This window comes from Nocardia vinacea NBRC 16497 (assembly GCF_000308835.1).
Lineage (GTDB): Bacteria > Actinomycetota > Actinomycetes > Mycobacteriales > Mycobacteriaceae > Nocardia > Nocardia vinacea.
The window spans coordinates 58,271-85,263 of record NZ_BAGN01000182.1 but is presented as its reverse complement, the minus strand read 5'-3'; the positions used below and the strand labels follow the sequence as shown (position 1 = coordinate 85,263).

26 protein-coding genes, 1 tRNA gene and 1 pseudogene are annotated in these 26,993 nt (G+C 58.9%); 13 read left to right on the top strand and 15 right to left on the bottom strand.

Annotated elements, in window-relative coordinates; genetic code table 11:
* Window positions 1–35 precede the first annotated feature (35 nt).
* The 3 genes from ON44_RS54090 (at window position 36) to ON44_RS25040 (ending at window position 2,904) form a co-directional block, all read left to right on the top strand.
* Window positions 36–767 carry a DUF4236 domain-containing protein gene (locus tag ON44_RS54090; RefSeq protein ID WP_373283203.1) on the top strand — a complete coding sequence of 244 codons (732 nt, stop codon included), beginning with the start codon at window positions 36–38 and terminating at the stop codon, window positions 765–767.
* Window positions 767–2,512, top strand: a complete 1,746-nt coding sequence (locus ON44_RS25045) for a hypothetical protein (protein ID WP_040694349.1) — start codon at window positions 767–769, stop codon at window positions 2,510–2,512. The genes ON44_RS54090 and ON44_RS25045 overlap by 1 nt, the downstream gene beginning before the upstream one ends.
* Window positions 2,513–2,700: 188 nt before the next feature.
* Window positions 2,701–2,904: a hypothetical protein gene (locus tag ON44_RS25040; protein ID WP_040694346.1), complete on the top strand. Its 204-nt coding sequence runs from the start codon at window positions 2,701–2,703 to the stop codon at window positions 2,902–2,904.
* Between the two features lie 42 nt (window positions 2,905–2,946).
* Here the strand turns inward: ON44_RS25040 and ON44_RS25035 are convergent, their stop codons facing one another.
* The 4 genes from ON44_RS25035 to ON44_RS25020 all read right to left on the bottom strand — a co-directional run bounded on the left by ON44_RS25035 (window position 2,947) and on the right by ON44_RS25020 (window position 5,937).
* Window positions 2,947–3,546: a hypothetical protein gene (locus tag ON44_RS25035; RefSeq protein ID WP_040694344.1), complete on the bottom strand. Its 600-nt coding sequence runs from the start codon at window positions 3,544–3,546 to the stop codon at window positions 2,947–2,949.
* Window positions 3,547–3,729: 183 nt separating this feature from the next.
* Entirely contained in the window at window positions 3,730–4,722 is a 993-nt protein-coding gene (locus tag ON44_RS25030) for a DUF6615 family protein (protein ID WP_040694342.1), read from the bottom strand.
* Window positions 4,723–4,788: 66 nt separating this feature from the next.
* Window positions 4,789–5,559, bottom strand: coding sequence for an NYN domain-containing protein (locus ON44_RS25025; RefSeq protein ID WP_218007632.1), 771 nt, complete (start codon window positions 5,557–5,559; stop codon window positions 4,789–4,791).
* A 293-nt stretch (window positions 5,560–5,852) separates the two neighbouring features.
* Window positions 5,853–5,937: transfer RNA gene (locus tag ON44_RS25020), tRNA-Ser, on the bottom strand.
* 94 nt (window positions 5,938–6,031) lie between these two features.
* On the opposite strand from ON44_RS25020, the gene ON44_RS48560 reads away from it, so the two are divergent.
* Together ON44_RS48560 and ON44_RS25010 are read left to right on the top strand one after the other, a co-directional pair.
* Complete coding sequence (locus ON44_RS48560) at window positions 6,032–7,693, top strand: site-specific DNA-methyltransferase (RefSeq protein WP_245567322.1); 1,662 nt, start codon at window positions 6,032–6,034, stop codon at window positions 7,691–7,693.
* Complete coding sequence (locus ON44_RS25010) at window positions 7,690–10,131, top strand: DEAD/DEAH box helicase (protein ID WP_040694339.1); 2,442 nt, start codon at window positions 7,690–7,692, stop codon at window positions 10,129–10,131. The genes ON44_RS48560 and ON44_RS25010 overlap by 4 nt, the downstream gene beginning before the upstream one ends.
* Window positions 10,132–10,156: 25 nt before the next feature.
* Here ON44_RS25010 and ON44_RS47060 read toward each other — a convergent pair whose 3' ends face one another.
* Together ON44_RS47060 and ON44_RS25000 are read right to left on the bottom strand one after the other, a co-directional pair.
* Complete coding sequence (locus tag ON44_RS47060; protein WP_157187300.1) at window positions 10,157–11,257, bottom strand: Shedu anti-phage system protein SduA domain-containing protein; 1,101 nt, start codon at window positions 11,255–11,257, stop codon at window positions 10,157–10,159.
* A gap of 256 nt (window positions 11,258–11,513) precedes the next feature.
* Window positions 11,514–11,849 (bottom strand): histone-like nucleoid-structuring protein Lsr2, encoded by a 336-nt coding sequence (locus tag ON44_RS25000; protein ID WP_040694337.1) that lies wholly within the window; start codon window positions 11,847–11,849, stop codon window positions 11,514–11,516.
* Between the two features lie 192 nt (window positions 11,850–12,041).
* On the opposite strand from ON44_RS25000, the gene ON44_RS24995 reads away from it, so the two are divergent.
* Entirely contained in the window at window positions 12,042–12,512 is a 471-nt protein-coding gene (locus ON44_RS24995) for a GIY-YIG nuclease family protein (protein ID WP_040694335.1), read from the top strand.
* A 33-nt stretch (window positions 12,513–12,545) separates the two neighbouring features.
* Here the strand turns inward: ON44_RS24995 and ON44_RS54085 are convergent, their stop codons facing one another.
* Together ON44_RS54085 and ON44_RS24990 are read right to left on the bottom strand one after the other, a co-directional pair.
* Window positions 12,546–12,725, bottom strand: a complete 180-nt coding sequence (locus ON44_RS54085; RefSeq protein ID WP_444543894.1) for a helix-turn-helix domain-containing protein — start codon at window positions 12,723–12,725, stop codon at window positions 12,546–12,548.
* 146 nt (window positions 12,726–12,871) lie between these two features.
* Window positions 12,872–13,417 (bottom strand): hypothetical protein, encoded by a 546-nt coding sequence (locus ON44_RS24990; RefSeq protein ID WP_157187299.1) that lies wholly within the window; start codon window positions 13,415–13,417, stop codon window positions 12,872–12,874.
* 97 nt (window positions 13,418–13,514) lie between these two features.
* On the opposite strand from ON44_RS24990, the gene ON44_RS24985 reads away from it, so the two are divergent.
* On the top strand, window positions 13,515–14,432 hold the full coding sequence (locus ON44_RS24985; protein WP_040694328.1) for a transposase: 918 nt from the start codon (window positions 13,515–13,517) through the stop codon (window positions 14,430–14,432).
* A 370-nt stretch (window positions 14,433–14,802) separates the two neighbouring features.
* Here ON44_RS24985 and ON44_RS24980 read toward each other — a convergent pair whose 3' ends face one another.
* Window positions 14,803–15,234, bottom strand: coding sequence for a hypothetical protein (locus ON44_RS24980; RefSeq protein WP_157187298.1), 432 nt, complete (start codon window positions 15,232–15,234; stop codon window positions 14,803–14,805).
* A gap of 304 nt (window positions 15,235–15,538) precedes the next feature.
* Here ON44_RS24980 and ON44_RS47055 point away from each other — a divergent pair, with 304 nt between their 5' ends.
* Both ON44_RS47055 and ON44_RS24970 read left to right on the top strand, forming a co-directional pair.
* The gene (locus ON44_RS47055; RefSeq protein WP_051182414.1) at window positions 15,539–16,288 is read left to right on the top strand and encodes a uracil-DNA glycosylase family protein; all 750 of its coding nucleotides are present in this window, start codon (window positions 15,539–15,541) and stop codon (window positions 16,286–16,288) included.
* The gene (locus tag ON44_RS24970) at window positions 16,285–16,881 is read left to right on the top strand and encodes a hypothetical protein (RefSeq protein ID WP_245567321.1); all 597 of its coding nucleotides are present in this window, start codon (window positions 16,285–16,287) and stop codon (window positions 16,879–16,881) included. The genes ON44_RS47055 and ON44_RS24970 overlap by 4 nt, the downstream gene beginning before the upstream one ends.
* A gap of 124 nt (window positions 16,882–17,005) precedes the next feature.
* Here ON44_RS24970 and ON44_RS47050 read toward each other — a convergent pair whose 3' ends face one another.
* A complete protein-coding gene (locus tag ON44_RS47050) occupies window positions 17,006–18,613 on the bottom strand; it encodes a caspase family protein (RefSeq protein ID WP_051182413.1) in 1,608 nt (535 codons plus the stop codon).
* Window positions 18,610–18,978 (bottom strand): effector-associated constant component EACC1, encoded by a 369-nt coding sequence (locus tag ON44_RS24960; protein ID WP_040694324.1) that lies wholly within the window; start codon window positions 18,976–18,978, stop codon window positions 18,610–18,612. Before ON44_RS24960 ends, ON44_RS47050 begins: the two co-directional genes overlap by 4 nt.
* A gap of 1,211 nt (window positions 18,979–20,189) precedes the next feature.
* Here ON44_RS24960 and ON44_RS24950 point away from each other — a divergent pair.
* Together ON44_RS24950 and ON44_RS50455 are read left to right on the top strand one after the other, a co-directional pair.
* Window positions 20,190–21,794 carry an ATP-dependent nuclease gene (locus ON44_RS24950; RefSeq protein ID WP_040694320.1) on the top strand — a complete coding sequence of 535 codons (1,605 nt, stop codon included), beginning with the start codon at window positions 20,190–20,192 and terminating at the stop codon, window positions 21,792–21,794.
* A 170-nt stretch (window positions 21,795–21,964) separates the two neighbouring features.
* The gene (locus ON44_RS50455) at window positions 21,965–22,981 is read left to right on the top strand and encodes an ATP-dependent helicase (protein WP_157187297.1); all 1,017 of its coding nucleotides are present in this window, start codon (window positions 21,965–21,967) and stop codon (window positions 22,979–22,981) included.
* Here ON44_RS50455 and ON44_RS24945 read toward each other — a convergent pair.
* Both ON44_RS24945 and ON44_RS24940 read right to left on the bottom strand, forming a co-directional pair.
* The gene (locus ON44_RS24945; protein ID WP_040694318.1) at window positions 22,949–23,275 is read right to left on the bottom strand and encodes a helix-turn-helix domain-containing protein; all 327 of its coding nucleotides are present in this window, start codon (window positions 23,273–23,275) and stop codon (window positions 22,949–22,951) included. The two genes, ON44_RS50455 and ON44_RS24945, sit on opposite strands and share 33 nt — an antisense overlap.
* 56 nt (window positions 23,276–23,331) lie before the next feature.
* Entirely contained in the window at window positions 23,332–23,766 is a 435-nt protein-coding gene (locus ON44_RS24940) for a hypothetical protein (protein WP_157187296.1), read from the bottom strand.
* Window positions 23,767–24,044: 278 nt separating this feature from the next.
* On the opposite strand from ON44_RS24940, the gene ON44_RS24935 reads away from it, so the two are divergent.
* A complete protein-coding gene (locus tag ON44_RS24935; RefSeq protein ID WP_040694313.1) occupies window positions 24,045–25,343 on the top strand; it encodes a serine hydrolase domain-containing protein in 1,299 nt (432 codons plus the stop codon).
* Window positions 25,344–25,447: 104 nt separating this feature from the next.
* Here the strand turns inward: ON44_RS24935 and ON44_RS24930 are convergent.
* A pseudogene (locus tag ON44_RS24930) lies at window positions 25,448–26,089 on the bottom strand (serine hydrolase domain-containing protein); the annotation flags it as partial.
* 81 nt (window positions 26,090–26,170) lie between these two features.
* Here ON44_RS24930 and ON44_RS24925 point away from each other — a divergent pair.
* Window positions 26,171–26,563, top strand: a complete 393-nt coding sequence (locus ON44_RS24925) for a hypothetical protein (RefSeq protein WP_040694311.1) — start codon at window positions 26,171–26,173, stop codon at window positions 26,561–26,563.
* Between the two features lie 15 nt (window positions 26,564–26,578).
* Here the strand turns inward: ON44_RS24925 and ON44_RS24920 are convergent, their stop codons facing one another.
* Window positions 26,579–26,971 carry an acyl carrier protein gene (locus tag ON44_RS24920; RefSeq protein WP_051182411.1) on the bottom strand — a complete coding sequence of 131 codons (393 nt, stop codon included), beginning with the start codon at window positions 26,969–26,971 and terminating at the stop codon, window positions 26,579–26,581.
* Between the last annotated feature and the right edge of the window lie 22 nt (window positions 26,972–26,993).

Here is a 26,993-nt window from a genome sequence, read left to right as displayed (position 1 = left end):
CATGAGCCTTCGTGAGGGCCAGAGGTGTGCCAGCCATGGTCAATGCCCGCAATGTATTCGGAGCCGATGGGCCCCTGTCGTGGTCAGTCTTGAAAAGGACTGCGTCGCTGACGAAGCAAGAGCAGCGCGTTCGAGTGTGCTTGGCGGCCACCAGCAATAACAGCACCCCTTGGAGTCCGTCGGCAGTAGGATCGACCGCAGCGCCAGGTTGGCATACCAAAATATGTCCGGTGCAAGATCTTTCGAGTTCACTTGCCAGGGGGCAGCCGATGGTCCGCATGACGAGGAAGTTCGGTCCGGTGCGTGTCACAGCTTCGAAATCCGGGTTCGGCTTCAGCGCCGGTGCTGGGCCCGCCCGACTGACACGCCGCGCCGACGGACGTCTCCAGCGAACAGTGCGGATACCTGGCACCGGCATCTACGACACCAAGACCATCGGTCCCCGACCAAAAGGCCGACCGAGACAAGTACTCGCGCCCGCTGCTCCTACGAACTCGACTGCTGCGGCCCCGACTGGCCGCGAGGCTGAGATCGGTGTCGCCTTCTTTGCGTTGATCGTCGGGGGCGGAGCCTGCGCGGCCACCGCAGGCGGACTGATCTGGCTGGCGATTCCGCTTTGGCTGGTGACGGCCTTTCTGGTCTACAGCGCGCTGCTGGCGCGATCGGACAGACGAAAAGCTGCGGCGAACCGCAGTGCTTCGCAGGCCAACGCCAGTACGCCCTTGAGTCACGACGACGATGAAACCTCTGACTTCAGGTGGCAATAGTGGACGAGTTTGAGGACGCTTATCAGCAGTTTTTGTCTGAGCTGGAAGACCTGACGGTGCCTGAGAGCGCCGCAGATGACGCACTGCATTTCCAGTCGGGCGTCAGCTATGGTCATTATCGTCCCGGAGATACGACGCTGAGCTTGGCCGGTGCCGATACCATGGAGCATCACGTCACCCATATCCACGAGATTCATCACAAAGCGCTCAATGACTCAACGGCATGGGGTTCCGCCCTGCATTTCGCACATGAGTATCAACCGTGGGCGGTCGAGTTGTTCGGAGAACTTCTCGGGGCATCACGGTATACGCACGAGGTTTTTGCCACTTTCAGCAGCATCAACCTAGCTGAGGTCAGATACCCAAACGCCTCGTCAGTTCTCTCCAAAGGTGGAGCGTACGAGGCGTACTACAACCGGGCGGCCGTCTTAGTCCAACAGCTGGAGGATCCCATTCGCAAGGATTCTCTCCTGACGGCAATAACGCGTGCGTCGATGCAGACGCCGATCCTCTCGCTCGCGGCCAGCGCGTTCCCCGGTGAGTTTAAGTTATCTGACATCCCGAATGTAGATCGTCCTGACCGGCGGTTCTCGTTGCTACTTCGCGACCTGGCACCCCGCATTTCAGAGCTTGCCAGGCAAGCGGACACCGCCATATCGGATCGCTTCGGCAACCACACGCTCCAGAAGAACACCGCGTATGGGGGCGTCGATGACCCGCTGAACGATGAGGCATGGCGAGCCTGGGAACAGGTCGTCTACGACGAGTGCGCCAGCCATCTGAGCGAGCGCGGCGCCACGGTACTCCCGTGGGATGGTCATATCGAAGCGACTCGACAGGTGGCCGATCTGCTGGCATCGGCAGGACATACGCGTCTTCGCGTCAACCCGGCAGGTGCGCCGGCACCGACCAGCTATGACGAGTCCGTCGCCATGCTGGCAGCTACCCGCTTTCCCTTCCGCAATCATCTGTGGCCAGCGAGTTTCGGATACATGAAGGGCGTCATCGACCCCGAGGACTTCATGCACGTGATCACTCACGTCGCATCTGTTGACGGCGTTCCCGACCTCGTGTTCCACGCGCGCCTGGCAGGACGCCTTTTAGAGAGCTACGAATGGGACGAGCAGCCCCGAAAACACCTTGAAAGCCTCGGCAATAGCGTTGTTGTCTCGGTGAAGTGCCGGACAAATATCGGGGACAGCGATGACTTTGAGATTTTCCATGTGGGGTTCCGAGAACCCGCAGACATGCTTGAGTTGCTCGACGCATGGAAGGATCGCGGGCCATATGCGTTCTGCGTGGCCGCCAGTTGCTACACGGATCCTCACTTCGCGGCCCACTGGATAGAGCCAACTCGCAAGCGCATCCCGACCGTCGTTCTACTGGATGTCCCGACGAACACTCTCATCGGTCCCGAAAAAGCCATGCTTCCAAGCGATCGACAAGCTTACGGGATCTATTGGAACTTGACAGGTACCCCCTACACAGCTCTCATATGGCATGTCGACGGTCAGACACACCTGGGAATGTATATCGGCGATGACCTGGCGACGCAGCTTACCGCTGGCCAATTTGAGGACATTATGGGACAAGGTCTGACGATGCAGGATGTCGATTGGTTGCAATGGGAACGAGAACTGTCGGCCGTCATCCGGAGTATCATTTCCTGTGAATCATACGTCGATCAAAGGGCGCTCGAATCACTCAGACCAGATAGTCGCGACCATTCGGATCTTGACAAATAGTGCGACAAATGAGAAAATCGCGTCAATCTTTCTATTTTGGCTCTTCGCTGCGCTGGTCAAACGAGCGCAGGGTGGTCGCCGAAATGCGGTGACTCGGGCCGTTGGCCCGTCTATTGACGAGGGAGTCACCGATGGTAGACCCGAAACAGTCAAATTCAAATCGGTCCAGCAAGGTTCTTGGAAACCTCATGCTGTTGATCCAGTGCGGCCTAGCCGTTGGTCTTGCAATATCGCTGACCATTGCGCTTGCGCCCGAGCTTTCACACGGCCTTGGGACCCTGGGCTGGAAGCTGTTCGGCACCGCGTTCCTGCTGGGACTGATCGTCGCTGTCGCGCTCAATCCAATTGTTCGGTACGTCCGAATGCTTTGGCGCGACGATCACGACAACTGACTGACACGGCTCCGCTAAAATCCAGCGGAGCCGTTTTCCCATCTAGAAGATATTGATCTTGATCCAAGGCTCTTTACCGTCCGGGATGATCCGGAAGGTTCCGCCGATTTCCTGGCCAGCTTTGCCTGCCTGCCGCAGCCGTTCGACAAAAGCGATGAAGTCGGACTTCGCGATGGATCGCCGCTCCTTTCTGGGGAGCAAGTCGTACAAATCATCTATCGACCGCGGTCGCCCATCGTCGCCAGTCTTCTCCTGGAGTACCAGCATGAGCGCTTTGTCTTTGGTTTCTATGCGCACTTTCTCCATCTTGAACAGAACGCCCAATACGGCAGGAACGGTATATCCGGACCAGTGAAGATGGCCGGTCGATTCAAGGACGGCTCCAATTACCAGGCTGCTCAGTAGAGAGTTCGCGAGATTCGTCGCCGCGTCCCATTTCCAAGCGCCTAGCTTGAACTCAAGCCCCTCAATCTCGGCGCCGACAGAAAGCGTCTCGACAAAATGTTCGAGTCCCACCTCCGCTCCAGGCGTCTCCTGATCGAATATTGACCACCATAGTTCGCGCATATCGTCAAGAGAAGGCGACTCCTTGCCCTCCAAGAACGTAGCGACCGCATCATCAAGGACTATCGTTTGCGTCACACCGCCCAGTATCGCAGTTTAATGCCAGGTCTACAATGGCCGGTAGCCACGCTAAATAGCCTATATCTGCTAATTGTGGACCTGCGGGTTCGTTACCTTTCAGCCGAGTCCACGATGAGCTAGTAGTGGCAATATTCTTATCGGAAGGCATTAATCGTAGCTGCATCGACGTATCCCGGCCCGTCATCGCAGCGGCTCTCTCATGTTGTCAGGTTGAGGTATCCCCGTTTGCTGTTGGCTGAGGTCCAGGACCACCGCAAGCCGGGGAACGCGGTCAGAGCGCCGAGCACCGATCGAGTCCAGGTCGGGGGGTATGTCCGTCGCAGTCTGGATGTACCGGGGCAGGTTGGTATGAAGTCGGCGATCCTGAAGATGGAGCCACTCTTCTACGGGGATGACTGAAAAGTGTTCCATGGTGTAATCGTCTGGCAACTCGGCGAGCTGCGTGATGGCTTCGACTCGATGCCACACCGCGTTTAGGATCGCCGCGCCGTCCTGCTTACTACCGCCATATTTGCCTGCGCCGGCTGTGGAAAAAGTGGGAATGATCAACTCGGACCAGGGCACTGAGTGTTCCAGGTAGGACGGGACGTAGGTGAATTGGTGCCTACCACGCTTGATCGCGTGTTGTTCGCGAACCTTGCGAGTCGGCATCACCGTACACCCCCATAACTTCGAAATATCTTCCTGGACACGGCCACTGATTTGGTGGCGCTCGATACTCCTGTTGACGGCAATGTCGTCAGCCCCACGAAACCGCCCATCTGACCAGCCGTTGTAAAAGACATGAAACGGGTATTCGGCCCGTCGTGAGTCGCATTGGTCAATGAGTACCTCGTACTGTCGCAGCGCCGCCGACCCCGCTCCGGCCTTGTGATTCAATTCTGGATAGCTCAGCCCATAGACGCGTTTGGCTTGGATCTTGAGGCACAGCCAGCCACGTTCGGGCGTCCCGATCCACCATTCCCAGTCGGCGCCCGATTTGGTCTCCTCTGTCTGGTCGAACCGGTACACCCGAAGCTCCTGGTGACGAAGATGCAGCTCGAACAGATTGTGATCGGTTAACGAGTCCTCTCTGAACTTAAGATTGACCTGGTCACCGACGTCGGCGCGCCTCCATGTATCGACGGACAAGCTGTTCATGTCGGCGACGAGACGCCCCAGATCGACTACCATCCTGTGACTATCGCACCGCCTTGATGACGCAGTGGCTCGATCGTGTGAACAGCTGAGCGGAACTACCTACGACGACGGCCCCGGCAACGACACTGTGATATCACCACCTGACCGCCCAACGATCTTCGCCCCGCCAACCTTGGCCAAGAACTCGCGGAAGTTGCCGAAACCGTAGTTGTTCTCATCAAACGTCGAGTCCAGCGCCAGCATCTTGGATTTGATCGCGCTAGCAGTCGGGGTATCGGTCGTGATCTGCCCTACCGCCTGCATCAGCAGCTGTCTAGCCTTGTCCAAATTCTTCTGTGGCGCTGCCTGTTTCGGCGATTCAGTCAGACTCTGGGCCGGTTCCGCCTGCCTGAGCACCGTGGCCCAGAACTTGTACTCACTGCAGACCGACACCAAGCGGGCGCTGGTGGAGTTCTCGTTCGTACCGACGCCGATGACGTGCTTGCCGAACTCACGCAGCTTCTGCACGAGCGGGGTGAAGTCACTGTCTCCTGTGACGAGCACGAACACGCCGATCTCACCGTGAGTGATCAGGGTCTCCATCGCGTCGACCGCCAGGCGGATGTCAGCGGCGTTCTTGTGAGTTCCGGGCGTGAAGCGACCGAGCTGAACCAAGTCGATGCCGTTCTCCGCCAACACCGGCTCGTACTGGCCAAACCGGACGTCACGCCAATCCGCGTACGCGCGCCGAACTGAGGCGTTACCGAAACCGCGGCACAACCAACGCACCGCCGACGACGGAATAGTGTTGCCTGCAACAGTATTCGCGCCACCGACACCGAGGACCAGGTTCTCGAAGTCAAGAAAGACAGCAACGGCCTCGTTCGTCACGTCAGTCGATCGCGTATCTCGCCGCATGGTCCACCCCCAAGGATGCGTGTCGTGCCGTCATCTGCAGTTTGCGGCTAATGCTGAGAAGCACCAATTCGCCGAGCGCGCCGTGCCGCTCCCGGCACTAACCGTCCACAAGTGCGTCGTCGACCACGCTACGACACGGCCGCTGTAGAACAGGGTGACGCGGTCACCAAACCGGAGCTGACAAGATCAGCTCGTCATCGTTGGGAGCCACAGTCGCTCCTGAACGGTGATCCGTGCCCACGTTCCTGCCGCTGGAGCAACTGTCGCGGAGACGGAGGGATTTGAACCCCCGGTCGCTCACGCGACTCTCGCTTTCAAGGCGAGTGCATTCGGCCGCTCTGCCACGTCTCCAGGATCACGAGCGTACCCGGCGCTCCATAGCATGCGCGAGTGGTCGCATGACTCAAATCAGTCGACGCCGTTGCCGATCTCGCGGTCGGCGCACATGAACGTCACCGATCACCTTGAGATGTTGTCGGCACCACCGGCTACTGTTGGGCGGCAAGCCACAACGAGCGAAGGGGAATTCATGGCCGGTCGGCTGACATTGTCATGGGTCAACAAGGACCAAGCTCTTGTGTCGGACGACCAAGGTGGCTACACATGGGTCGATCGTGACAACCCCCGGGTCACCGAGGTGCGCCTACTCCACAGCGCCGGTGCCTCGGGAGACGGCGCACCAGATGACAACCTCCTCATCCAGGGCGACAGCTACGACGCTCTTCATGCACTCGTGCGTATACCCGAGTATGCCAAGCAGTACCGCGGCAAGGTCAAGCTCGTCTACATCGATCCGCCCTTTAATACCGGCCAAGCATTCGAGCACTACGAGGATGCACTAGAGCATTCTGTGTGGCTTGGCATGATGCGTGAACGCCTGCTGCTGATCCGCGAATTACTTGCAGTTGATGGCTCAGTTTGGGTGCACCTCGATGACGCCGAGATGGCATATTGCAGAGTGTTGATGGACGAGATCTTCGGCCGGGGAAATTTTGTTACTTCCATCATCTGGAAGCGGAGGAATGATCCACGGAATACGGCTACACATCTGTCGGCTGATCATGACTTTATATTGTGCTACACAAAAGACCTTGCACTCAGCTCATTTAATCAACTGCCGCGCACCGATGAAATGGATGCGGCTTATACCAATCCCGATGAAGATCCTCGCGGACCGTGGCGTCGCGGCGATTTAGCGGCCCGAAATTACTATTCCAAGGGACTGTATCCGATAACCACTCCAAGTGGACGTCGCATTAGCGGCCCTCCGTCGGGTAGCTTCTGGCGCGTTTCTGAAGAAGAGCTGCAGAGACTAGATGCTGATGGGCGGATTTTCTGGGGGCCGGATGGGACAAGTCGACCCTACCTCAAGCGCTACCTGTCTGAGGTAAAAGGCGGTCGAGTTCCTTCCTCGGTTTGGCACCCGGAAGAGGTTGGTTTTGTCCGTAACGGAAAAGAGGAAGTGCGCTCACTCGTGGGTGATGTTTTCGCGACACCGAAGCCTGAGCGGCTTATGCAACGCGTGATTCATATCGCCACCAATCCCGGAGATATCGTGCTGGATTGCTTTACGGGCTCAGGTACGACGGCGGCAGTTGCGCACAAAATGGGCCGACGATGGGTCGGAGTGGAATTATCAGAGTCTACTTTCGAGACCTATACCCGGCCTCGGCTCGAGAAGGTTGTTTGTGGAAGCGATCCGGGCGGCGTTACTAAAGCAACGGGGTGGACCGGCGGAGGAGGGTTCCGGACAATGGTCGTCGGCCCTTCACTCTACGAATATGCCGACCAGCGGATATTACTCGCAGATTGGGCCAAAGGCGAAGAGTTCGCGCAAGCGGTAGCAGCACAGCTGGGTTTTACCTATCAAATAGAAAAGCCATTTTCAGGCATAAAGGGAAGGACTCGTCTCGCAGTCGTCGACGGCGTTGCGGACGACGTGGTGGTGCGAGCGATCGTGTCGCATTTAGGGGAGGACGAGCGGGTGACAGTTATCGCTAAGGCGATAGCTCCAGGGACAGCAGATGTTCTTAAGGAGCTCAGCACGGGTTCGCGTTTACTCAAGGCACCGCGGGATCTGGTTCGTCAGGGGAGGGTTGTGCGATGATGTGGTTGCCCTACGACGTCGCTTTGATCGAGGAGATCAGAGCGCGGATGGACCTTCGGAAGCCCAATGCAGTAGGGCTCGCGAGAGTCGCCGAGGCGATCCAAGAAGGTTCAGGTCGTGAGGTTGTCTGTGATCTCGCGACCGGAGTAGGTAAGACGTACCTCGCTGCGGCCCTGATCGACTACCTGGCGGCCCAAGGCGTCCGCAATATCCTGATCGTGACGCCAGGTAGCACCATCCAGAACAAGACTGTTGACAACTTCACGCCCGGCCATCCCAAGTTCGTACCGGGCGCCGAGTACCAGCCGCTGCTGATCACCGCAGATAACTTCTCTCGCGGTCAAGTCGGTGATGCGCTCCACGATGAGACGGTCCTGAAGGTCTTCATCTTCAATGTCCAACAGCTGACCAAACCATCTGTCAAGACGTCACGTAAGACCCGAGATACCGATGAGTTCATTGGCCAGGGACTCTACGACCATCTCCGCGATGTTGACGATCTGGTTGTCATTGCCGACGAACACCATGTGTACCGGGAGAAGGCGAAAGCCTTTGGCGCGGCAGTGCGTGAACTCAATCCCAGAGCTCTCGTGGGCCTCACGGCTACCCCCGACGAGGCCGACGTGAACAAGGTTGTCTTCCACTACAGCCTGGCCGAGGCCATCGCTGACGGGTTGGTTAAGACGCCTGTCATCGTGTACCGCGAAGACGGCCAAAAGGACATCGAGACGCAACTGTCCGACGCTTGTCTTCTGCGCGCCCGCAAGGAGGTCGTGTGGCACTCGTGGTCCGCGCAGAACGGCCACGCTCAGATCAGCCCGGTGCTGTTCGTTGTGTGCCAGGACATCAAAGATGCTGAGAAGGTTGCCAACATCCTCACCCGCGAGGGCTATCTGCCTGGCGCCGGCCAAGTCCTGCTTGTGACATCCGAGTCGAGCGACAAAGCGCTTGCCCAACTGGCGGCCGTCGAATCTCCCGATTCGCGTGTTCGCGCGGTTGTCAGTGTGAACATGTTGAAGGAAGGCTGGGACGTCAAGAACATCGGCGTCATCGTGGGCTACCGAGCATTAGCGTCGAGTACTCTCACCGAGCAGGTGCTCGGACGCGGACTGCGGTTGCCATTCGGATCGCGTGTCGGCATCGCGGCGATTGACCACGTCGACCTGGTGGCCCACGACTCATACCGTCGCTTGCTGTCGAACAAGAACGCGCTGCTAGAGCAGCTCGTCCCGACTGCGCCTGAACCGACCCCTTCCCCTCCGTCAGTCGGCGAGCCGACACCTTTGCCGTTCGGCAACGGCCGACCGGATGTCACCGAGATCGAGCAGAACGGCGAGCTGCACCTGGTCGGCCCGGCGCGAATCAACAACGGTGACCTGGTGGATGGGTCTGAGTTCCTAATCCTCGCCTCGATCGAGGCAGCCAACGAGCAGCTCGACAAGGACCAAGCCGCCGCCAACAAGGTCCTATACAAGGTCAAAGACGCGCCGTCGATCAATTTTCCTCGGCGCGAGCGCGAGACCGCGCCAGTCCAATTCTCACTCAGCTATATCGAAAACTCGGCTGCCCAGGCAGTCGGTGCTGGCTTTCAACATGAGTTCCCAGTGCACCTGAAGCGACAGGCACTCATCGCGGAACGCGATATGCACGGCAAGGCTGTCGTTCGAACACAACAGGTAGACGACGAGGACGCGACGCAGAAGTATGTCCCCGTCGCCGACGTACGGAAAGACATAGAGAATCGGATCTGGAACCTCGGGCTTGTCCCCGAAGAGATGCAGGAGCTCAATGCAGCGCAGCGCATCGCGAGGGAATTTCTACTTGGCGCTGGCGTCACCGACGATGATGAGGCGCTGTGGAGCGAGCGCCGCACCGATCAGGCAGTAAAGGCCATCGCTGAGCTCATTCGTACCAGCTACCAGAATCGACGGCTTCAGCCCCAGTGGTCGTATACTCCCGTCGAAGTACCGATTCGCCGGGCAATGCCAAGCGACACAGCCAGCCGCTGGGACGAGTTCAACAAGAACAGGTGGTACGGCGGATGGACGCGATCGATTCAGCCGTTCGCAAACTTCGACGCCAAGAGCACCGAATTCACGCTTGCCCAGATGTTCGACAACTCCCCGCATGTCGAGTGGTGGTTGCGGATCTACGAGCCTGGTGATGTGTGGATCGAGCGGGAAAATGGGAAGAAGTACTATCCGGACTTCGTCGTGCTCGACACCGGAGGCGTGTTCTGGGTAGTCGAAGGTAAATCGGACGGTGCCGCTCGCGACATCGATGTTATCGACAAAAAGAAGGCTGCTGAGGAATGGGCCCGCTTCGTGCGCGACGACGGTCGTTTTGGTACATGGCGGTATGTCTTCGCGACCGAAACCCACATCCGGCAGGCAAAGACGTGGGAGGAATTGATCGCTAAGACCAAGCCGGAAATGTAAGCACCGCTTCGCGGCGTCACCATAATTACAGTTGCTGCAGTGAAGGGGTGGTAGCTGAATGGTGCTCGAACAAAAGGGCACGTTCGGCCGCGTCGACGAGCTGGTCGTACGTGATCACTTCAACCCGATTGAGTCCTGCTGTGTATTGCCGTAGGGTTCGCGCGACAACCTCGCGTTCAGCATCGGCGGGACGGTGATGATCAGAGTGACCTATCACCACCGTCGCGAATACGCGGCTCATATCGTACTTCTGGCCCAGTTCGTAGTTGTACATCGTTGAGAGACCGCTACCGTGCTCATCGAGGCTGCGCAGGTAATTCATGGCTTGCGCTGTCGCTTCGTGGACTGCGGGACCAACGATCCAGTGATTGCGATGTCTGACGATGAGCTTGTCAATGTCTGGGCCTTTTAGTTCCACGATATGCAGCGTGCCATCTGCGCCGAGAAGGGGTATATCTGTTTGATCGAGCGCGATGAATGATCGCCGTTCGGCGACACCGACGTACCGCCCTCCGAAAACCCAATAGGCGTTGCCGATCAACCTCTGGATTTCGGTTTCCGTGCTGCCTGGGCTATCAACAAGTTGACGCAGTTGAGCGACAAGATTGCGGCGGCTTTCGAGCACGGCCGACTGAGCTGCGGACATGCCTATGTCACTGCTTGCGATAAGACTGACTATCTGGTCTATGTTGGCATGTCGTACCAATGCTTCGACGATGACCTGGGGATCAACCTCGCTGCTCTGCAACAAATCGATCAACGCTGCGCCGGGTGAATCTATATCTACAACTTGATAGCGGCCAGTGCGCGCGACGTCTGTATGCAGGAAGGCAAGCAGCTTCTCTATTTCGTCGTTTTCGCAGAACCATGCATTCTTGTCTGTCTTACCGTCGTCGAAGTCAACAGCCCTGTTGCCGCGGACGTCGATCGTTCGGAACCGGAGGGTCCGTTTTCTAATTTCGCCGTCGGCCGGGTTGCCATAGTGGCTCAAGTCGACCGTCTTCATAACGTCTCGACCCTTTTTGATCACAGCCCCCCGTTGACCCAGCTGTGGACCGCGAGAGCCGTTAAGCCACATGAGGAAACCGGCTTCTGGGTCAGCCGAGTCGCTTGCGGTGCCGCTCATGAACCCTCCCAATCGGCCGCCCATACATCGGCCCCAACACATTGTTGCACTCGTGGTTGGCTTGATGGCAGTGCTGGTGGCATCGGAGTGAGCAATCAGCGGGAGAGGCAGGTCAGGGCCGTTGTTCCGCGCGAGCTCACCAGCCGCCGCATCCGTGATTACCTATGTTTGCTCATTCAAGCCAACGCACGAGGGCACCCTTACAAACGTCTCTCGCGATTTCGGACGAGGTCCATGGGCGACCGTGGATTCAAAGCTAGCGATTCGCTTTCTTGTATGCCTCAACCACTTCCGCTGAGATTCGCCCGCGGCTCGACACCTCCATACCCTTCTTGCGCGCCCACTCACGGATGGCAGCAGACCGATCCCGCTCGGCCGCCGGCCGTGGGGTGATGCTCTTGCCCCGCGGTGCGCGTCCAACCTTGCGGGCGTGGGGGGTCCACTGCTCAAAGAAGCCCCGTAGGTTGCTGCCGTTCAGTACAGATAGATCCATCTCGTAGGTAACGCCATCCAAGCCGAAAAAGACCGTTTCCTCGGCCTGGGACTTACCGTCGTAGTCATCAACCAACTCGACAACGACCTTGCGTGCCATGCGGTGCCCCTTCGTTTGTCATGAATACAGCAAAGAAAAACCCTAGCCCGATCTGATAAGTAGTGGCAAATTGGTCATCTGTATGGGTATTCCAATGCTTCATGTCCGCAGTGTAGGTAAATAGCCCCTGTCATCCCGGCTCTCATGTGATTGGCCCTGGCGCCGCCGCTTCGCAGCTGCTGTCATTGTCACGTGAGCTACCGCGACCTGGAGATCGGCGAGATCTTGTTTCCTGACGACGAAGACGACATCATCTGGGGTGAGGTCTATCCGCCTGATCCTGATTATGGTCACCTGTACGTCGTCGAGTTCGACTCCGGGTGGGTCAAGGTCGGGAAGACCTCGAACTGGCGCACACGGCTCGCGTCCCATCGGCGCGAATATCGCCGCTGGTATGGCTGGTCGGTAGTGGACCAGTGGTATTCCTGCTTGGTCAGTGACATCCGCGATGATCGTCGGCGCTCGTCGGGTCTGTGCAGTATTGAGTGGCGCCTGCTGAGATACGCCGGTGCTGTGTCGGACGGGCAGCAGCTCAATCCGTGGACTCCGGCTGTCGGCCGGGACAAGAGCCGCCCTGCCGAGACGGAGCTGTTTCACGACTGCGACTTCGGCACCCTATGCGCGTACGCCGATGTTCTGGCGCTCTGCGACGCCGTCCGATGATGCGAGCACCAGCAACGATGCGGAAGTGCTGGCTTAAAGTCCCTTGAGCAGCTCGTCGGTTTTGACTCGCAGCGCTTTTGCCAGCCGTTGGAGCGTGGTCAATCTGGCCCAGCGCTTGCCCTGCTCGATTGACGCGATCGTCGTGACCGCCAGATCTGACTGTTCGGCCAGCTGTTCTTGCGTCAGTCCACCTGCGCGCCGAAGCGTGGCAATATTCTTACCATCGAGATCCCGGATGCCTGGCGACCGTCGCGCCGGAGAGTCGGCCCCTCCGGCGGCACCCGTATCCGCACAGTCACCCGTTGGGCGCGGGCAACCGTGAAGTATTCGGAGCTATCTCCGGCGTGGATGGTGGATGTCTAGATTCCCGGCGGATGACCTTCGGCCGACGCATTCAGCAGTTCCTGCACTGTCCGGTAGATCCGTTCGGCATACACCGCAGTCGTGTCTGCATCCAGTCCGTGGACGTCAACAAACCAGGCCACGCGATCCTTCTGGTCAGAGCGATCGGCTAAGGCGCGTCCAGCGGGCGTGCCGTCCGGTGCCGCGAACGCCTCCTCGACGATGTCGCGCAGGAACTGCCGCTGTGTCTTCTTGAGTAGCCGCTGTATAGGCTCCTTGTGTGCCCCCGGGGCAGGCTCGATCAAATCGGACGCCAGCGCTGCCCATCGGGGAGTCGGCTGTCCCATTTCTATGACCATGCCGATCACCTGCAAGAACGCAAGCATTGCAATGCTGGCATCATTCGACAAGTGCAGCGTATCCCGGAAATATCTCTCCACCGAGCCGCTCGGAACCGGATGGCTCATGAGGTGTTTCAGTGCCACTTTCAGCGTTGCGGGCCGAATATCTTCCAATCGACTTAGCGGTAACGGGGAAAACGGATAAGGGTTGTAAACAGTCATACTTCTTTCTATTTATACCACAAAACAGCTCAGCCTCCAACGGTGAGTACCTCAAATGGTTGACTCGATTGCCTAATCAAGTCAAAATCAGGAGTGAATGGAAGAGCAATACAATAAATACGAAATTCTCGCTATCCACCTCGATCCCCGATTCGGGAATATCTACGAATACAACATGGATGGCGGCGATGTCGAGTTTGATGTTCAGGAATGGACCGATGAGCTTCGCGTTGCCGTGCGGGACTACCTGCATCGCGAACTTCCAGCTGATGTTAGTGACAGGCTGCTCATCTCAGACGGAGGACCAGTCGATGGCACCAACAAGGCCGCCCTGGTCGACGAAGTGCTTGAGTCACAACCCTGGGAGGTTGCTATAGCGGTCCGCAATGCTGCGGTCGCGGCGGTACCTACCCTTCGCCAACTCATTGGCGACTTCGACGAGTGGCCATCCGAAGACGAACGCCTCGACGCCGACAACTGGCTGGACTCACACATGGAAAACATCAGCTGGAGTGAGATCGTCCGCAGCAGTAGACGATTCGATCTTCTGCCCGTTCAGGTGACATCCTGGAACAACCGTCACCTTGGACCCGCCGACCTGGTTCACGCGCTGACACCGGGTGAGCTACTGCATGTGTGGGAGGACGTTGTTGGGGCCGAATCCGATCTGACCGATGAGGAGTGGCGACTCATGGTGCCGCACTTCGGGCTAAGCCGGAACAGGTACGGCAGCTTTCCGCGATCCAACCGCGAGTTGGAGGCCAAGCGCCGCATGCTCAATGGCATCCGGTTCAAGCTGTCCCACGATGTTCGCTGGACAGAGGTGCCGGCCCGCTACGGTCGCCCCTCGTCCGCCTACCAGGGCTACAGGGGCTACCAGAGTTCGGGACTCTTCGCCCGTCTGCATCAAGCGCTCCGCGGCAACAACGAGGCTCGCCGGATTGTGGCGTGGCTGGAGCAGATCGCGAACGCCGACCGGGCAAAGTCAGCCACCCCTACGGAGGCCGCCGCGTGATATCGCCGCTCCACCGACATCCTCGGTCGTGGCACGCCGAAGACGTCGAACTCGTGGCGGCCCGCCGTTTCTCGGGCATGGGTTCAGAGCGACGCTTCGTTGTCGGTGTTGCGGCCGGGTCCGCACCGCCCTCTACCTGTGGCCGACTCTGATCTTTCGGCTAACCCTCATGGGAGTACGCGATCCGGCCTACCAGGACAAGGCATCTGAGTTGTCCCAGCAGATTGTGATGGCATCAACGCGAGTCGGATTTAGTCCAAGTGGCAAACGCCTCGGCTTGGAATCACCGCTTGCGTAGCGAGTCCAACGATGGCGGTCCAATCGCTGCTGAGTCTCGCGGCCTTGTCGTCATCTGCACCATGACCTCTTGTTACGGCGCCGGGATTCTGACCAGCGATCGCACGCCGATCAGCTCGGCGTGCCGGTAGCTTTCCACCTTCGTGACATAGCTACTGACCGGGTCTCGGGTGACGACCGTGCGGTTGGCGCGCGAGATCTTCCAGGCGTGCGGGATGCGCTGTTCGGTAAGACGACCGGATGTTTCATGGGTCAGACTCGCCCCATCGAACAGGACGGTTGGAACAGCGATCATCGGAATGATGCCAAACCGATCACCGGACACCGAATCCATGTCGTCAACAGTCTGAGTGGCATCGAACGGCAGTGAGTAGCTGATGATGTCGTCGCTAACCTCGAGGTCAGCCTTCGCGGCGACGTCGATCATGCCGCACGTGCCGTCGATCTGAACGGTGCCCGCATACAGCCGCCGCCGGTTCCCGACCACGTCCCGCACGGCGATCATGAACGTGTAGTTGTCGTCCAGATGATCGTCCCAGCGGTCGATGCGCTCGTGGCAATGAGTACTCGCCATCGCCTTGCCTCCCCCGAAATATATTGTCGCTATGACGTTTCCACCCTGACATGTCGAGCAAGCGAGGGCAACGCGTTGCCTCTCGCGATTGGCCGAGTCGAAGGCATGCCTGAATTGGCAACTGCGAGAGTAACTTCCTTACCTGCAAGCGCCGCTTCTTCGCGACAGACGATCCGTACGAGTAGATCTGCCGGCTCAAGAATTCCGGCGGCTTCCGGCTTCCATCCATTCGTCGGTGACGCCGTTGGAACTCGGCTGTGCTAACGACATCCATGCAACCGCCGACACATCCGGCATGGCACCTCCCTCCTACCGTGGTGTGAAGAACCGAATCGCTTACGACCGCGGTGAACTGCTGAGCAAGGTCATGACGCCCCGGAACGTCGAGGATCGGATGGCCGAGCGCTACGACGGCCCCATCGGTGAGCTGAACCGGTGGGTGGACGATGTCCGCACCGCGACCGGTGAGAGCGTGCCGTACTTCGATCCCCGGGCAGCATCGGACGGAGCGAAAGTGCTAATGCTGCTGCAAGATCCCTCCGGCGCAGCGGACGGCGAGTCCGGTTTCATCAGCCTGCACAACAACGACCAGACTGCGCACAACGTGTACAAGCTGTGCGAGGAAACATCCCTCCAGTACGCCGATTACGTGCCGTGGAACGTCATTCCGTGGTGGGTCGCCAATCCCGCGAAAGGCCGGCGCACATTGGGATCTGAGGCGCGGCGTGCACGGCCCTACCTTGATGAAGTGGTCGACCTTCTGCCCGGTGACCTCGCAGCCGTCATTGTCATGGGTAAGTCGCAAACCTGGCCAGCCTGGGAAGCCTCAGTCGGAAAGAACCACCGACGGTTTCATGGTGCCGATGTTCTGTTCACCGCGCACCCAGGTCCCCTGTCGATCAACCAGGTCGACAAAGACACCGGTCGCCGGAACCGCGACGACATCGCAGCCGCCTTTGCACATGTCGCAAGCATGGTCCGATGAACGGCTCTCCGCCGGGCGCCACCGGCGAAACAGGGGATCCGGGCAGCTTCGATGACGCGCAGGAAGAGGCCGCCACGGACGAACGCCCCAGCTATCTGGAGAAGTCCGCCGATTCCGCTCGCATGGGCAAAGCGGCCGAGTACCTGGTCGCGGCGATCTGCATCCTGGCCACCCGAGGCCAACTGAATGTCTCCACCACGATCGTCGATGACGAAGGCGTCGACCTGGTGTTCCACCTGCGCGATCACACTGCGACGCTGGCAGTGCAGGTCAAGGCACGTATGTCGGACGGATCGGTGGCGGCCCGCGGCCGGCTGCAGGCACAGATCCGCCAGGCGACATTCCGGCCGAGAAACGACCTGGATCTCCTGTTCATCCTGGTAGATATCGAGCACGGCACGCTCAGCGCGGCGTGGCTGGTGCCCAGCCGGGATTTCGACCGACTCAAGGGAACGCCGACTTCACAAGGCACACTGCGGTTCTCCGCGTCGGCCAGTGTGGACAGTCACGACAAGTGGTCAAGCTACCGGCTGACGGCGGCGGAGTTGCCACAGCGGATTGTCGAACGGGTGCAGTCGCTTGATTGCTCGTGAGGTGCCCTATCTGCCAGACTCGACGGGTGTCAGCGACGTCGTGCAGATCAGCGAATGGCTGCCGAAGCTGATCGTCGTCCACTCCCTCTATGTCCAGGTAGACGCTTCATGGCGGGACTATTCATCATCGAGCTCGACGGAACGCTTCGAGTAGACCCTCCGCCAAGACTTGGGCCATTTGGTTTGCTCCTTCATCGAGGGCTGCGCCGGAAACGCTTTCGTCCGGATCGACCCGTACGACACGGTCACCGAGCCGACCGAAGCTCGCTCTGTCGCGGGGTTCACCTGTCACTTTTCCCTCAGTGACCTTCATTGTGGGCCCACCCAACCCGATCGCGACGAGGTACTGCTTTCGATCCGAGGAGTCCATCACTTCCGCTGGGCCCACTGCGCCGAGCACTCGAAGATTTCTGGCAATCATTGCTGTCAGTTCCTGCTCATCCAGGATCGCTCCCAGGAAATCCCCCGGTAGCGACCACCATGCAGAACACTGGCCGGTGCGGTCAACGCGGACACCGCGCAGTTCGCTGGGGTGGGCATGGTTGAATCCGGTGGGCTCGCGCAATGGCAACTCAATTGTCACCGAATCGTTGGTCGCCGTAGGCGTTACACCGATCTCGGGGCGCAAAGCTCCTGTGGAGCGCAGAGCGCCGATCAGCGGTTCAGGCAGTGAACGCATCACCCGAGCGGGTATCGGCGTGTCATGCAAAGACCGGACATGCAACTCGACATAAGTCTTCTCCGAACTTCGATACCTTGTCGACTGGGCCCAGTCGGCTACCCATGAGAATTCGACCGGTCCATTCAAAGGTGCGTAGATGAGTGGTGTGGATCGGGCTTCTTCGACGACCGGTTCCGCAGCCTGAGGCGTCGGGGCATTGACTGACGTGACCAGGGTGCGAGCGGGGTAGTCGCCGTTAGAGAGAGCGGAATTGACGGTGAGGGAATTGCTGGTCAACCCCGGTTGCTGGATACGTCCGAACAGGACCAGTTCACCTGCGGTGTCGATGATTCGGCGGTGCGGCACTGGGTGGCCATTGGACTGAAGGTGACGTGCGATGCTGGGAAACAACTGATCGAGCGTTAGACCCGGTTGCTGACGAGCTGTGGCCAGCAGCGCCGCCGTGAACGCAGTGTTTCGCTGACCAGCCGGGGCTAAGGACGGTTCGTTCGCTGCGGAAGACGCGATCGTGTACGTTCCGGCAATGTCGATTTGACCGATGACGGCGTCCTCCGCGTACTCGGCGTTCATGGACTCGAACGCGCGTCCGGAGAAGCAACAGTCCAGGATCAGGATGCGAATGGCAGCAGGGCTGGAGGCAATCTCCTCGCGCAACCTCTCGAAGGGCAGCGCGGTCCAAGCGATATTGTCCGGACGGCTTCCTGTCAACGACAAGTACAGGCGACCGCGGGCGTCGACGAGGCCGTGACCGCTGTAATACACCAGAAGGACATCGTCGGCCTGGCTGGCTGCTGTGGTGACAGCGTCACCAATCTGGCCTTGTTCGCTGGGGTTCTTGATGACTGTGCAGTACTCGGCGGCGAAGGTTCCTTGTTCGGCATCAGTCAGTAGCTGATGAAGATCGGTGAGATTGTGCGCGACTGACTTGATCGGAGGCAGTCCGCGACCGGAGTTGGCTTGTCCGGCTATCTCGGTTTGTACGGGGGCGTCGTAGCGGCTGACGCCAATCAGTACCGCTCGTGAATCCTCGATATCTGGCCGCCGAGTCATTGCGGCGCATCCCGGGGCTCGACCAACGCCGTCAGATCGGACAACACCTCGTGCGAGTTCACGTGTTTCGCATCAACTTTCAGCTCGGTGCCGTCGGGCCGAGAGATGGTGACGACAAGATCGGACCGCCGGGTGGTGAACCACGTCTTCAGCGCACCCGCGAGGGCCGTCGCGATCCCGCCGGAGCTAAGAGCGACTGTCAGTACCTGGTAGAGGTCACCCATCTGGCCGTCTTGTATCGGAGGTGACTCCAGCCGTACCCGTCCGCGCAAGGCGTCGTCACGCCCGAACCAATCCAGAAGCTGGACAAGGTCATCCGGACTGCCGGTGGTGCGGATCGACAACTGCCCATTCGGATTCGACATGCAGCCATCTTGCCGCACTCCACCTCTTCCCTGGTCGCCAGGCTCCGTTCGCCAGGCTGGCTCTAATCGTCGGTGTCCGCCCGTTGGGCGAATGATCACATCAGCGTCCCGCAGCACCTTCGCCACAGTCAGTTCACCGAAGTTCTGTAGGAAGTCGGTCCGGTTCCAGAGCCCTGTCATTGTTGGGTTTCAGCACGTCACAAACAGTTCGAGTGTCCGGTTGAAGTCGTGCGCGTAATGTCGCAGGGCGGCAGCGATGTTGGTGTGGCCGGCCAGCGGATGAGGCTGGTCGAGGTGTTGCGGAGGGTGGCCATCGCCTGCAGTGTGCGGCCGGTGCGGACCTGACTGCGGTCGTCATCGAAGGTGAAATCCCGCACCTACTGGGCTGAATTTCTGTGCGGACGTCTGTCCATCGTATCGACGAACAGCGATTTACTGTGATGAGTTGGGAGAGTTAAGGATTCGGCGTCACCTGCTCGGTATGTGGGTTCAGCGTCAGTATGGACACGGACGGTGCTCGCGGATACATCGGGGCGCATCGCCTTCAGTGTGGTGGCGAAACCCGTCTTGGTGCTACTGGGCAACCTCCTGCGCCTGCCAGGTGATGATCGACCGCCCGCCTGGCTGTGCGAAGCACCTACCTTGGCCCACATCGTTGGGCTAGCCATGATCGAATTGCTGGAACTACCGCCGCAGGTAATAGCCCTCATGGTGTCGAAGGTGACGCACAGCCGCGACTTCGCGCGAGTTAGACGAGTTCCGCCGACACGGCATCCTGTGCTGATCCGGCTGGAGAGCATCGGCGTACTTCTTCGGGGTTGCTGGTATATCGGTTGACTAGGACAAATGTCGGTAGGACCACGTCGCAGATGACCTAGCCGAGTCTCAAACCTATTTGTGATGCAAATCACAGACTGTGGTCCAACTTCGAAAGCTGGCTCCGGTTGTTCGACCTTCGAGCTGGCCTACCACGAGATATGCCGGTTGCCCGGCGGTGGCGTCAGCCTCCTGCTGGTCTACAGACGGGAAAATTGGAACATGTTCACTGGAGTGAATGACACGGCTGTCATTCTGGGGTCTATCCTCGGTGCGGGTACGCGGAAGGGGTAGCTCGTCCTTCTTCGGCTTGTTGTTAGTTGGTTTGGGGTTAAGCTCGGCGATCTTGTTGTCTGCTTTGTGCGAAAAAGAGTTCATGAGACAATGGAGTTGGAATGATTACTCGCATCGTTATAAAAGGCTATCGCTTATTCAAGGACTTTGAACTAGAGCCTAATGATGGTGCGAATATCATCGTTGGCGACAATGAGGCGGGCAAGTCTACGCTACTTGAAGCGATCTCTCTGGCTCTCACGGGTCGAATAAATGGTCGTTGGGCGGAGGATGAACTAAACCCATACTGGTTCAACCAAACGCAGGTCAAGGAATACTTTGAGTCGCTTGGTACTGGTTCACCCCTTCCGCCTCCGGAAATTCTGATCGAACTCTATCTGACGAATGACGACGACAGCATTCAAGAAATGCTCGGGGTTCACAACTCTCTTCAAGAGAAATGTCCCGGTATTCGCATTCGCATCGCCCCCTCTGTCTCATACCGTGAAGAGTTTACGGATTATGTAAAGGCTGAAAGCCGTCCAAATATTCTTCCAACTGAATGGTATGAAGTCGAGTGGAAAGACTTCAGCGATTTGAAGCTCACGCGGCGGCCAAAGTGCCTCGGTGTCGCCACAGTAGATTCTCGTACGATTCGATCCACGGCGGGTGTTGACCATCAGACACGCGAGATGATTACGGACTTCATCGAGCCGAAAGAGAGAGCCGCAGTCTCCGTGGCGCATCGGAGTGCTCGATATGGAATCAGTACCGATGCCTTAGCATCTGCGAATGCGCGAATAGCGGAGCAGAGTCGGCTCCTCTACGACCGACCGATTGGCCTTCATCTGGATCAGTCGGCGAGCGCATCGTGGGAAAATAGCATAGTTCCACAGGTCTCAGATGTCCCGTTTGCAATGGCTGGCCAGGGGCAGCAAGCTGCAATCAAGGTCGCGCTCGCGATGAACCGATCGGCAGATAAAACCGCATTTGTTCTCATTGAGGAGCCTGAAAACCACCTTTCTCACACGAGCCTTACGAAGCTGATTTCTCGCGTCGAAACCCTGGCGGGGAGTCGTCAAATCTTCCTGACCACGCATAGTTCGTTTGTGTTGAACCGTCTCGGCCTCAATAAATTGGTGCTACTGCATCGTGGGGTACGTGCAAAGTTCGACATGTTGTCCGCCGATACAGTGGAGTACTTCAAACGTCTGTCGGGTTACGACACTCTTCGGCTTGTTCTAGCTCAGAAGCTTATTCTAGTCGAAGGTCCGTCCGATGAGATGGTTTTTCAACGCGCATTCCGGGACGCCCATGGAGGTAAAACGCCGATCGAACTCGGCGTCGATGTAGTGTCTATGGCCGGTCTATCGCTTGCTCGTGGACTTCAGCTCTGCACCGCACTTGGTCGTCAAGCTGCAGCAATCCGTGACAATGATGGTAAGAATCCTGACCACTGGCGTAAGTCGCTGGCCCCCTGGCTGAAGGAGGGACTCCGCGAAGTATTTATAAGTGATCCTACGGATGGTAACACGCTTGAACCTCAGTTTCTGAAGGTAAACGACGAAAATGAGCTTCGTAAGCTGTTGGGGATATCGGACTCTGAAAAGGGTACCGAAAAATGGATGACTGACCACAAGACAGACTGGGCGTTGACGTTCGCGGAGTCGAATTTGACAGTCAAGTATCCTCAATATTTGACGGACGCAATTGGCTTCGTATCATGAATACAGTAACTCTAGCAGCGGCAGGATCTCGCAAGACGCAGTCCATAATCGACGCTTGCACAGGAGGTCCATCGGGTCGCCGTCGCCTCGTCGTCACTTATACTCAAACTGGACAGCGTGACCTTGAGCGACGCCTCCATGCCGTTTGCGGGTCCGATAACCTCCCAGACGTGTGCGGTTGGTACGCGTTTCTAATGCGTCATTGGGTTCGTCCGTTTCTTCCGCTGAAATATCCAGGGCGGCAACTTAGTGGACTAAATTTTGACGGTTCGCCGCCGAAGAACGCAAGGGGAATTGTTGTTGTCAGTGGGGTGGACCGCTTCCTGGATTCAAACTCGCGCGCATACAAGATGTTCCTTTCAAAGCTTGCGGTAGATATCGCCGATGCCGCTGAAGGTAGCGTTATTGCGAGACTTGAACGCATATATGATGAAATATACATAGACGAAGTTCAAGATTTGGTTGGCTACGATCTTGATATTGTTGAATCGCTACTCAAGTCAACCAGTGTGATCCATTTAGTTGGAGATCTTCGTCAATCTCTTATTAGTACGAATCCTAACGATCCGCGTTTGCCGGAATATAGGGGCCTTCGCATGCGTGGATGGTTCGAGGAGCAAGCCGAACTCGGCCATCTGCGTATCGAAAATTCCTCGGATACCTGGCGGTCTGTTCAAGCTATCGCCACCTTTTCGGATTCAATTTTTGATTCCGCTGAGAAATTTCCGCCAACTATATCGAAACAGACTGCTACGTCCGACCACGAGGGTGTTTTCGCTATTTCGGAAGATCATGTGCGCGAGTACATAGATACTTTCAACCCGGTATGCTTGCGGGAAAGAGTTTCTACGCCCATGCCCGATGGTGTTGTAGCGGTAAATTTTGGTTTGGCGAAGGGGCTTACCCATGATCGGGTACTCATATTCCCTACAGGTTCAATAAAGAAATTTCTCTACAAGGGCGATCCCCTGAAGGAAAGATCCGCATGCGGCTTGTATGTCGGCGTTACTCGCGCTATCCACAGTGTGGCCTTTGTGCTGGACAGGCCAGAAAAGGCCTCCCTCCGTATTTGGACTCCTAGCGACCAACTAGCCTTGAAGATTTCAATCCCGCAAGATTTCCAGGAAAGTCTCTCATGTGCTGGGCATGATCAGTTAGCCCTTGCGATCTTGCCCGACGGTGGATGACCGGCGCTGGCCGCCCCGCGACCTGATCACCACCCCGGCCTCCCGTAGCACCTTCGCCACGGTCCGCTTGGCCATATGGTGCTCCACCTTCAACTGAGCCATCGACGCGCCGGCTTCGTATTTGGCCACGATCTGTGCCGTCTCCTCGGGTGTCAGCAGCTTCTTTGGCCCACCTGACGTCCGCATCCGCTCCGGCTTTGACCTTCGCGGTCCGCTTAGCTCGATCCGTTTCAGCAGCTCAGCGAACTCCTCCAAAATGTCGGTCCGGTTCGAGTAAGTTCCCGCCATGTCCACGAAAAGGCCCGGTCCATACGGACCGGGCCTTCGTCGTTTCGGTGGATCGTTCGGAACTACACGCAGAAGCCGCCGAGGTTTACTGCGGTGACGGTGGTGTACCCGGCTGCTGGTTGGTAGTCGGGCAGGCCGTCGTAGTAGACGGCGCTGACGATGTGCTGGCCGACGGTATCCGGAATCCAGAGGATGCTCGCGGTGCCGTTGGTGACCGGCACGGTCCCGACGATATTCCCGCCCAGGCCGGGCAGGCGGCTCGTGAATTCGACGACACCGTTTTGCACCGGAGTGCCGTCGGGGCGCAGCACCGTCGCCTGCGCAGTCTGCCCACAGCCGACCGCCGCGACACTGTTCGCACCGAGTGCCGGGCCGACCATCGCCACTGACAGCGTCGGGGCGATCATCGCATTCGCTTGGGGTGCCAAGGTTGTCGGTACTGCCAGACACGCCGCCGCCAGCGCCACACCGGCCGCCCCGCGCGAGAGTCCGCCCATCATGCCCGCCTTTCGCTGTGCCGACCGAGCCGCTCATGGCCCGGGCGTAGGTCGTCGCACGGTACCTGAGACGCGGATCACCTCGGCGCAGGCCGCGCCGAGAATCTTCGGAAAGGACGGAGCATCGTCGCGCGTGCGGGCCGTCCGAGTGGAACTCGTTGCGCCGCTGCCGGCGGAGGTGGCAATGAGCGGGCATTCCCGCCCGAAACCGTGTCGCACGGAGTTAGTGTTGCACCGCGTTACATAGCCACGTTCCAGCAAACCTCGGATGGAGCGTTATGGGACACAGGACAGGCATCGCCGCGTGCGTTGCGGCCGGGCTGTTGATCGTCACGGGTTGCGGAACGTCGACGGACACCACCGGAACTTCCACGCAATCGACCGCGGCGGGCACTGAGCCCGCATACGCCGCCGCCATCCGGCCGGTGATAACCACGCTGATGAAGGACAAAGCCATTCCGGGCGCTGTGGTGGTCGTCAAATCGGCGAAGCAAGGCGATTGGGCCGCGGCATTCGGTACCCGAGCCATCGATACGAGCGAGCCGATCGAAGTCGACGACTACTTTCGCGTCGGCAGTAATACCAAGACGATGACTTCGACGGTCATCCTGCAGCTGGCGCAGGATGGCAAGCTCTCGCTCGACGACCCCATCGACAAGTATTGGCCCGGCGTGCCGAACGGTGATCGGATCACGATTGCTCAGCTGAACGAAATGCGAAGCGGGCTATACAGTTACACCTTCGACCCGCAGTTCAATGCCGCACTCGACAACGAGCCGCAGAAGGTATGGACGCCGGAGGAATTGCTGGCCATCGCGTTCGCGCACCCGGTGAACTTCCAACCCGGGGAAAAGTTCGAATACAGCAATACGAACTTCATCCTGCTCGGTCTGGTCATCGAGAAGCTCACGAAAATGACGGCCGCCGAGAGCTTTCAGAAGCGCATCTTCGAACCGCTGAGCCTCGAGCACACATCACTGCCTGCGCCCACGGACTCCTCGATTCCGGATCCGCATCCCCAGGGCTATGCCTTCGGCACCAACGTTTCCACCATCGACACGTACGCACTTCCTCCCGCGGAACAGGCCGAGGCCGTCGCGGGCACCCTGAAACCGGGCAACCAAACAAATATCAACGTGTCTTGGGCGTGGACCGCCGGTGGTGCGATCTCGACGGCCGCCGATATGGCGACGTATGTGAAGGCGCTCGTCGGCGGTGGCCTGCTCGATGCGAAGATGCAGAAGACTCGGTTGGACAGCATTCAGCCGATCGATCCCGCCAATCCTGATCAAGCCGGATACGGCCTCGGCATCGTGCGATTCGGTACCCACCTCATCGGACACGACGGTCAGCTCCCGGGTTTCATGACCTTCATGGGTCATGACCCGGCATCGGACCTCACGATCGTGGTCGCCACGAACCTTGCGGCGGTTCCGTCGGGTGAGGGGTCCGCCCTGGTGCTGGTCAAAGGCATGCTGCCGACCTTCTACGGCGCTGATGCCCGGCCGGGGAAGGATGTGGCGACCACCGGCGCGAGTCCGACCAGCACCACCGAGGCGACTACCCCCGGTCGATGACATGAAGGTGATGTCGGATGGATGAGACCGCCGTACTCATCGCAGGCGCCGGCCCGATCGGCCTGACCACGGCGATCGAGTTGCGTCGCAGGGAGTGTCGTGCCGGTGGAACCGTGCAGGCTCGGCTCGACCATCTGCGGCGTCAGCATCACACGGCTCTGCTTCATACCGAGCGGATCGAGGACGCGCTGCTGAATCAGATTGCCGAGCGACTTGCCCGTGGCCTTCTCCAGCACCACACCGAGTACGACCAAATCACTATGGGCGTAGGAAAAGCTGGAACCCGGTGCGAATAGCGGCGGGCGCGCATTGGCCAGGTCGAAGAGCTCCTGGCTGGTGAAACCCTTGATCGGGTTCGCGTAGAAAGTCTTCAGGAACACGGGATCGGTCACGTAGTCCGAGATGCCGGTGGTGCCATTGGCGAGCATCCGCGGCGTGATCTGGTCGGCACGGGGAAAATCCGGCACCCACTTGGCAATCGGTTCGTCGAGGCGAGCGAAGCCTTCCCTGTTCAGCTGTAGCAGCACCGTCGAGAGCATGGGTTCCATCGGCTGGCCGACTCGCACCTGCATATCGGGTGCCGCCGGAACTCCGAGCGGGGAGCCGCCGAGTGCACCCGAGGCGATCTGCTTATCGCCGCGCCATACGCCGAATACGGCTGCGCTGAGATCGAGTTCGATCATTTTGCCGCGGACGATATCCACGATTCGCGCGGCTTCGGGGCTGTCCGTTTGTGAGACAGCTGGAAACCGGGTGAGCCGAAATTTACGCGCCGCCGACCCGGCCCGGAAGATAATGCGACGTAGCAGGCACACGAGGAGGAAGCCGTGCGGTACCAGGCCGGGCTGGAGGGCGAGGCGACATTGCGAGTCGCCGTCGAGTTCACCGATACCGCGCGCCGATCGCTCGGCGTCACATGGTCGGCCGCCAACGCATCGGCTGCCCGCAAGAAGTTCGAGTACGCGCGGATCTTCCTGGTGGCACTCGGCGGCGATCCGCAGCGGATGTACCTGGATCTCGTGGACCGGCGGCCGTCGGCAATGGTGCAGCTACCAGCTGATCTGGCCGACGGCGAGTACGCCATCGAGGTCGACGCCTACTGCAGCGCGAGTTGGGGTGATGGCAGGTTGGACGCCCGCGGTCGCAGCGTCTCGTTCACGATCGGTCCGGATGCCCAGTGCGAGTGCCAGGATCTCGGCGCGGTCCGGGGACCCCAATAGCCTGAATCCGCGCGATCAGGGTTCTGTTTCCACCTCCGGCGGCGTAGCCTCGGTTCTGTGCTGCGCCGCCAGCGAATGCACCAGATCGATCAGATTGCCTACGGTTATCAGACTGTGCACCTGATCATTTCGCAGTGGGTCGGCCAGTGAATCGCGACGGAACCGCGGTAGTACTCGCTCGAGATGGGCCAACCCCACCTCGCTCGGCGAATTCGTCGTCCGGAATATCACCTCGCAAGAGCGCGGCGACATCGGCGCCGGAGATCTCCACACCGGAGCCCGGTGGATGCGAAACCACATATCCAATAGGTCGATCGACTCAGCGCCGAGTTCGTCGATCAGTGACGACTCCGGGCTGATCCGGGTTTCTTCCAGGCCGATCGCGTCCGCGACGGACGTGATGTCCACGGCCGTAAGATCTTCGGCTCGT

What these genes read in the sequence shown, in the direction of transcription:
- ON44_RS24950 (WP_040694320.1), top strand. Translation starts at nt 20,190, where the DNA reads ATGATTACTCGCATCGTTATAAAAGGCTATCGCTTATTCAAGGACTTT.
- ON44_RS24990 (WP_157187299.1), bottom strand. Translation starts at nt 13,417, where the DNA reads ATGACTGTTTACAACCCTTATCCGTTTTCCCCGTTACCGCTAAGTCGA.
- ON44_RS25030 (WP_040694342.1), bottom strand. Translation starts at nt 4,722, where the DNA reads ATGGTAGTCGATCTGGGGCGTCTCGTCGCCGACATGAACAGCTTGTCC.
- ON44_RS54090 (WP_373283203.1), top strand. Translation starts at nt 36, where the DNA reads ATGGTCAATGCCCGCAATGTATTCGGAGCCGATGGGCCCCTGTCGTGG.
- ON44_RS24940 (WP_157187296.1), bottom strand. Translation starts at nt 23,766, where the DNA reads ATGGGCGGACTCTCGCGCGGGGCGGCCGGTGTGGCGCTGGCGGCGGCG.
- ON44_RS47060 (WP_157187300.1), bottom strand. Translation starts at nt 11,257, where the DNA reads ATGAGCGGCACCGCAAGCGACTCGGCTGACCCAGAAGCCGGTTTCCTC.
- ON44_RS24960 (WP_040694324.1), bottom strand. Translation starts at nt 18,978, where the DNA reads ATGTCGAATCCGAATGGGCAGTTGTCGATCCGCACCACCGGCAGTCCG.
- ON44_RS25040 (WP_040694346.1), top strand. Translation starts at nt 2,701, where the DNA reads ATGCTGTTGATCCAGTGCGGCCTAGCCGTTGGTCTTGCAATATCGCTG.
- ON44_RS24970 (WP_245567321.1), top strand. Translation starts at nt 16,285, where the DNA reads ATGAACGGCTCTCCGCCGGGCGCCACCGGCGAAACAGGGGATCCGGGC.
- ON44_RS25000 (WP_040694337.1), bottom strand. Translation starts at nt 11,849, where the DNA reads ATGGCACGCAAGGTCGTTGTCGAGTTGGTTGATGACTACGACGGTAAG.
- ON44_RS47050 (WP_051182413.1), bottom strand. Translation starts at nt 18,613, where the DNA reads ATGACTCGGCGGCCAGATATCGAGGATTCACGAGCGGTACTGATTGGC.
- ON44_RS24980 (WP_157187298.1), bottom strand. Translation starts at nt 15,234, where the DNA reads ATGATCGCCGTGCGGGACGTGGTCGGGAACCGGCGGCGGCTGTATGCG.
- ON44_RS24935 (WP_040694313.1), top strand. Translation starts at nt 24,045, where the DNA reads ATGGGACACAGGACAGGCATCGCCGCGTGCGTTGCGGCCGGGCTGTTG.
- ON44_RS24985 (WP_040694328.1), top strand. Translation starts at nt 13,515, where the DNA reads ATGGAAGAGCAATACAATAAATACGAAATTCTCGCTATCCACCTCGAT.
- ON44_RS48560 (WP_245567322.1), top strand. Translation starts at nt 6,032, where the DNA reads ATGAACGTCACCGATCACCTTGAGATGTTGTCGGCACCACCGGCTACT.
- ON44_RS25010 (WP_040694339.1), top strand. Translation starts at nt 7,690, where the DNA reads ATGATGTGGTTGCCCTACGACGTCGCTTTGATCGAGGAGATCAGAGCG.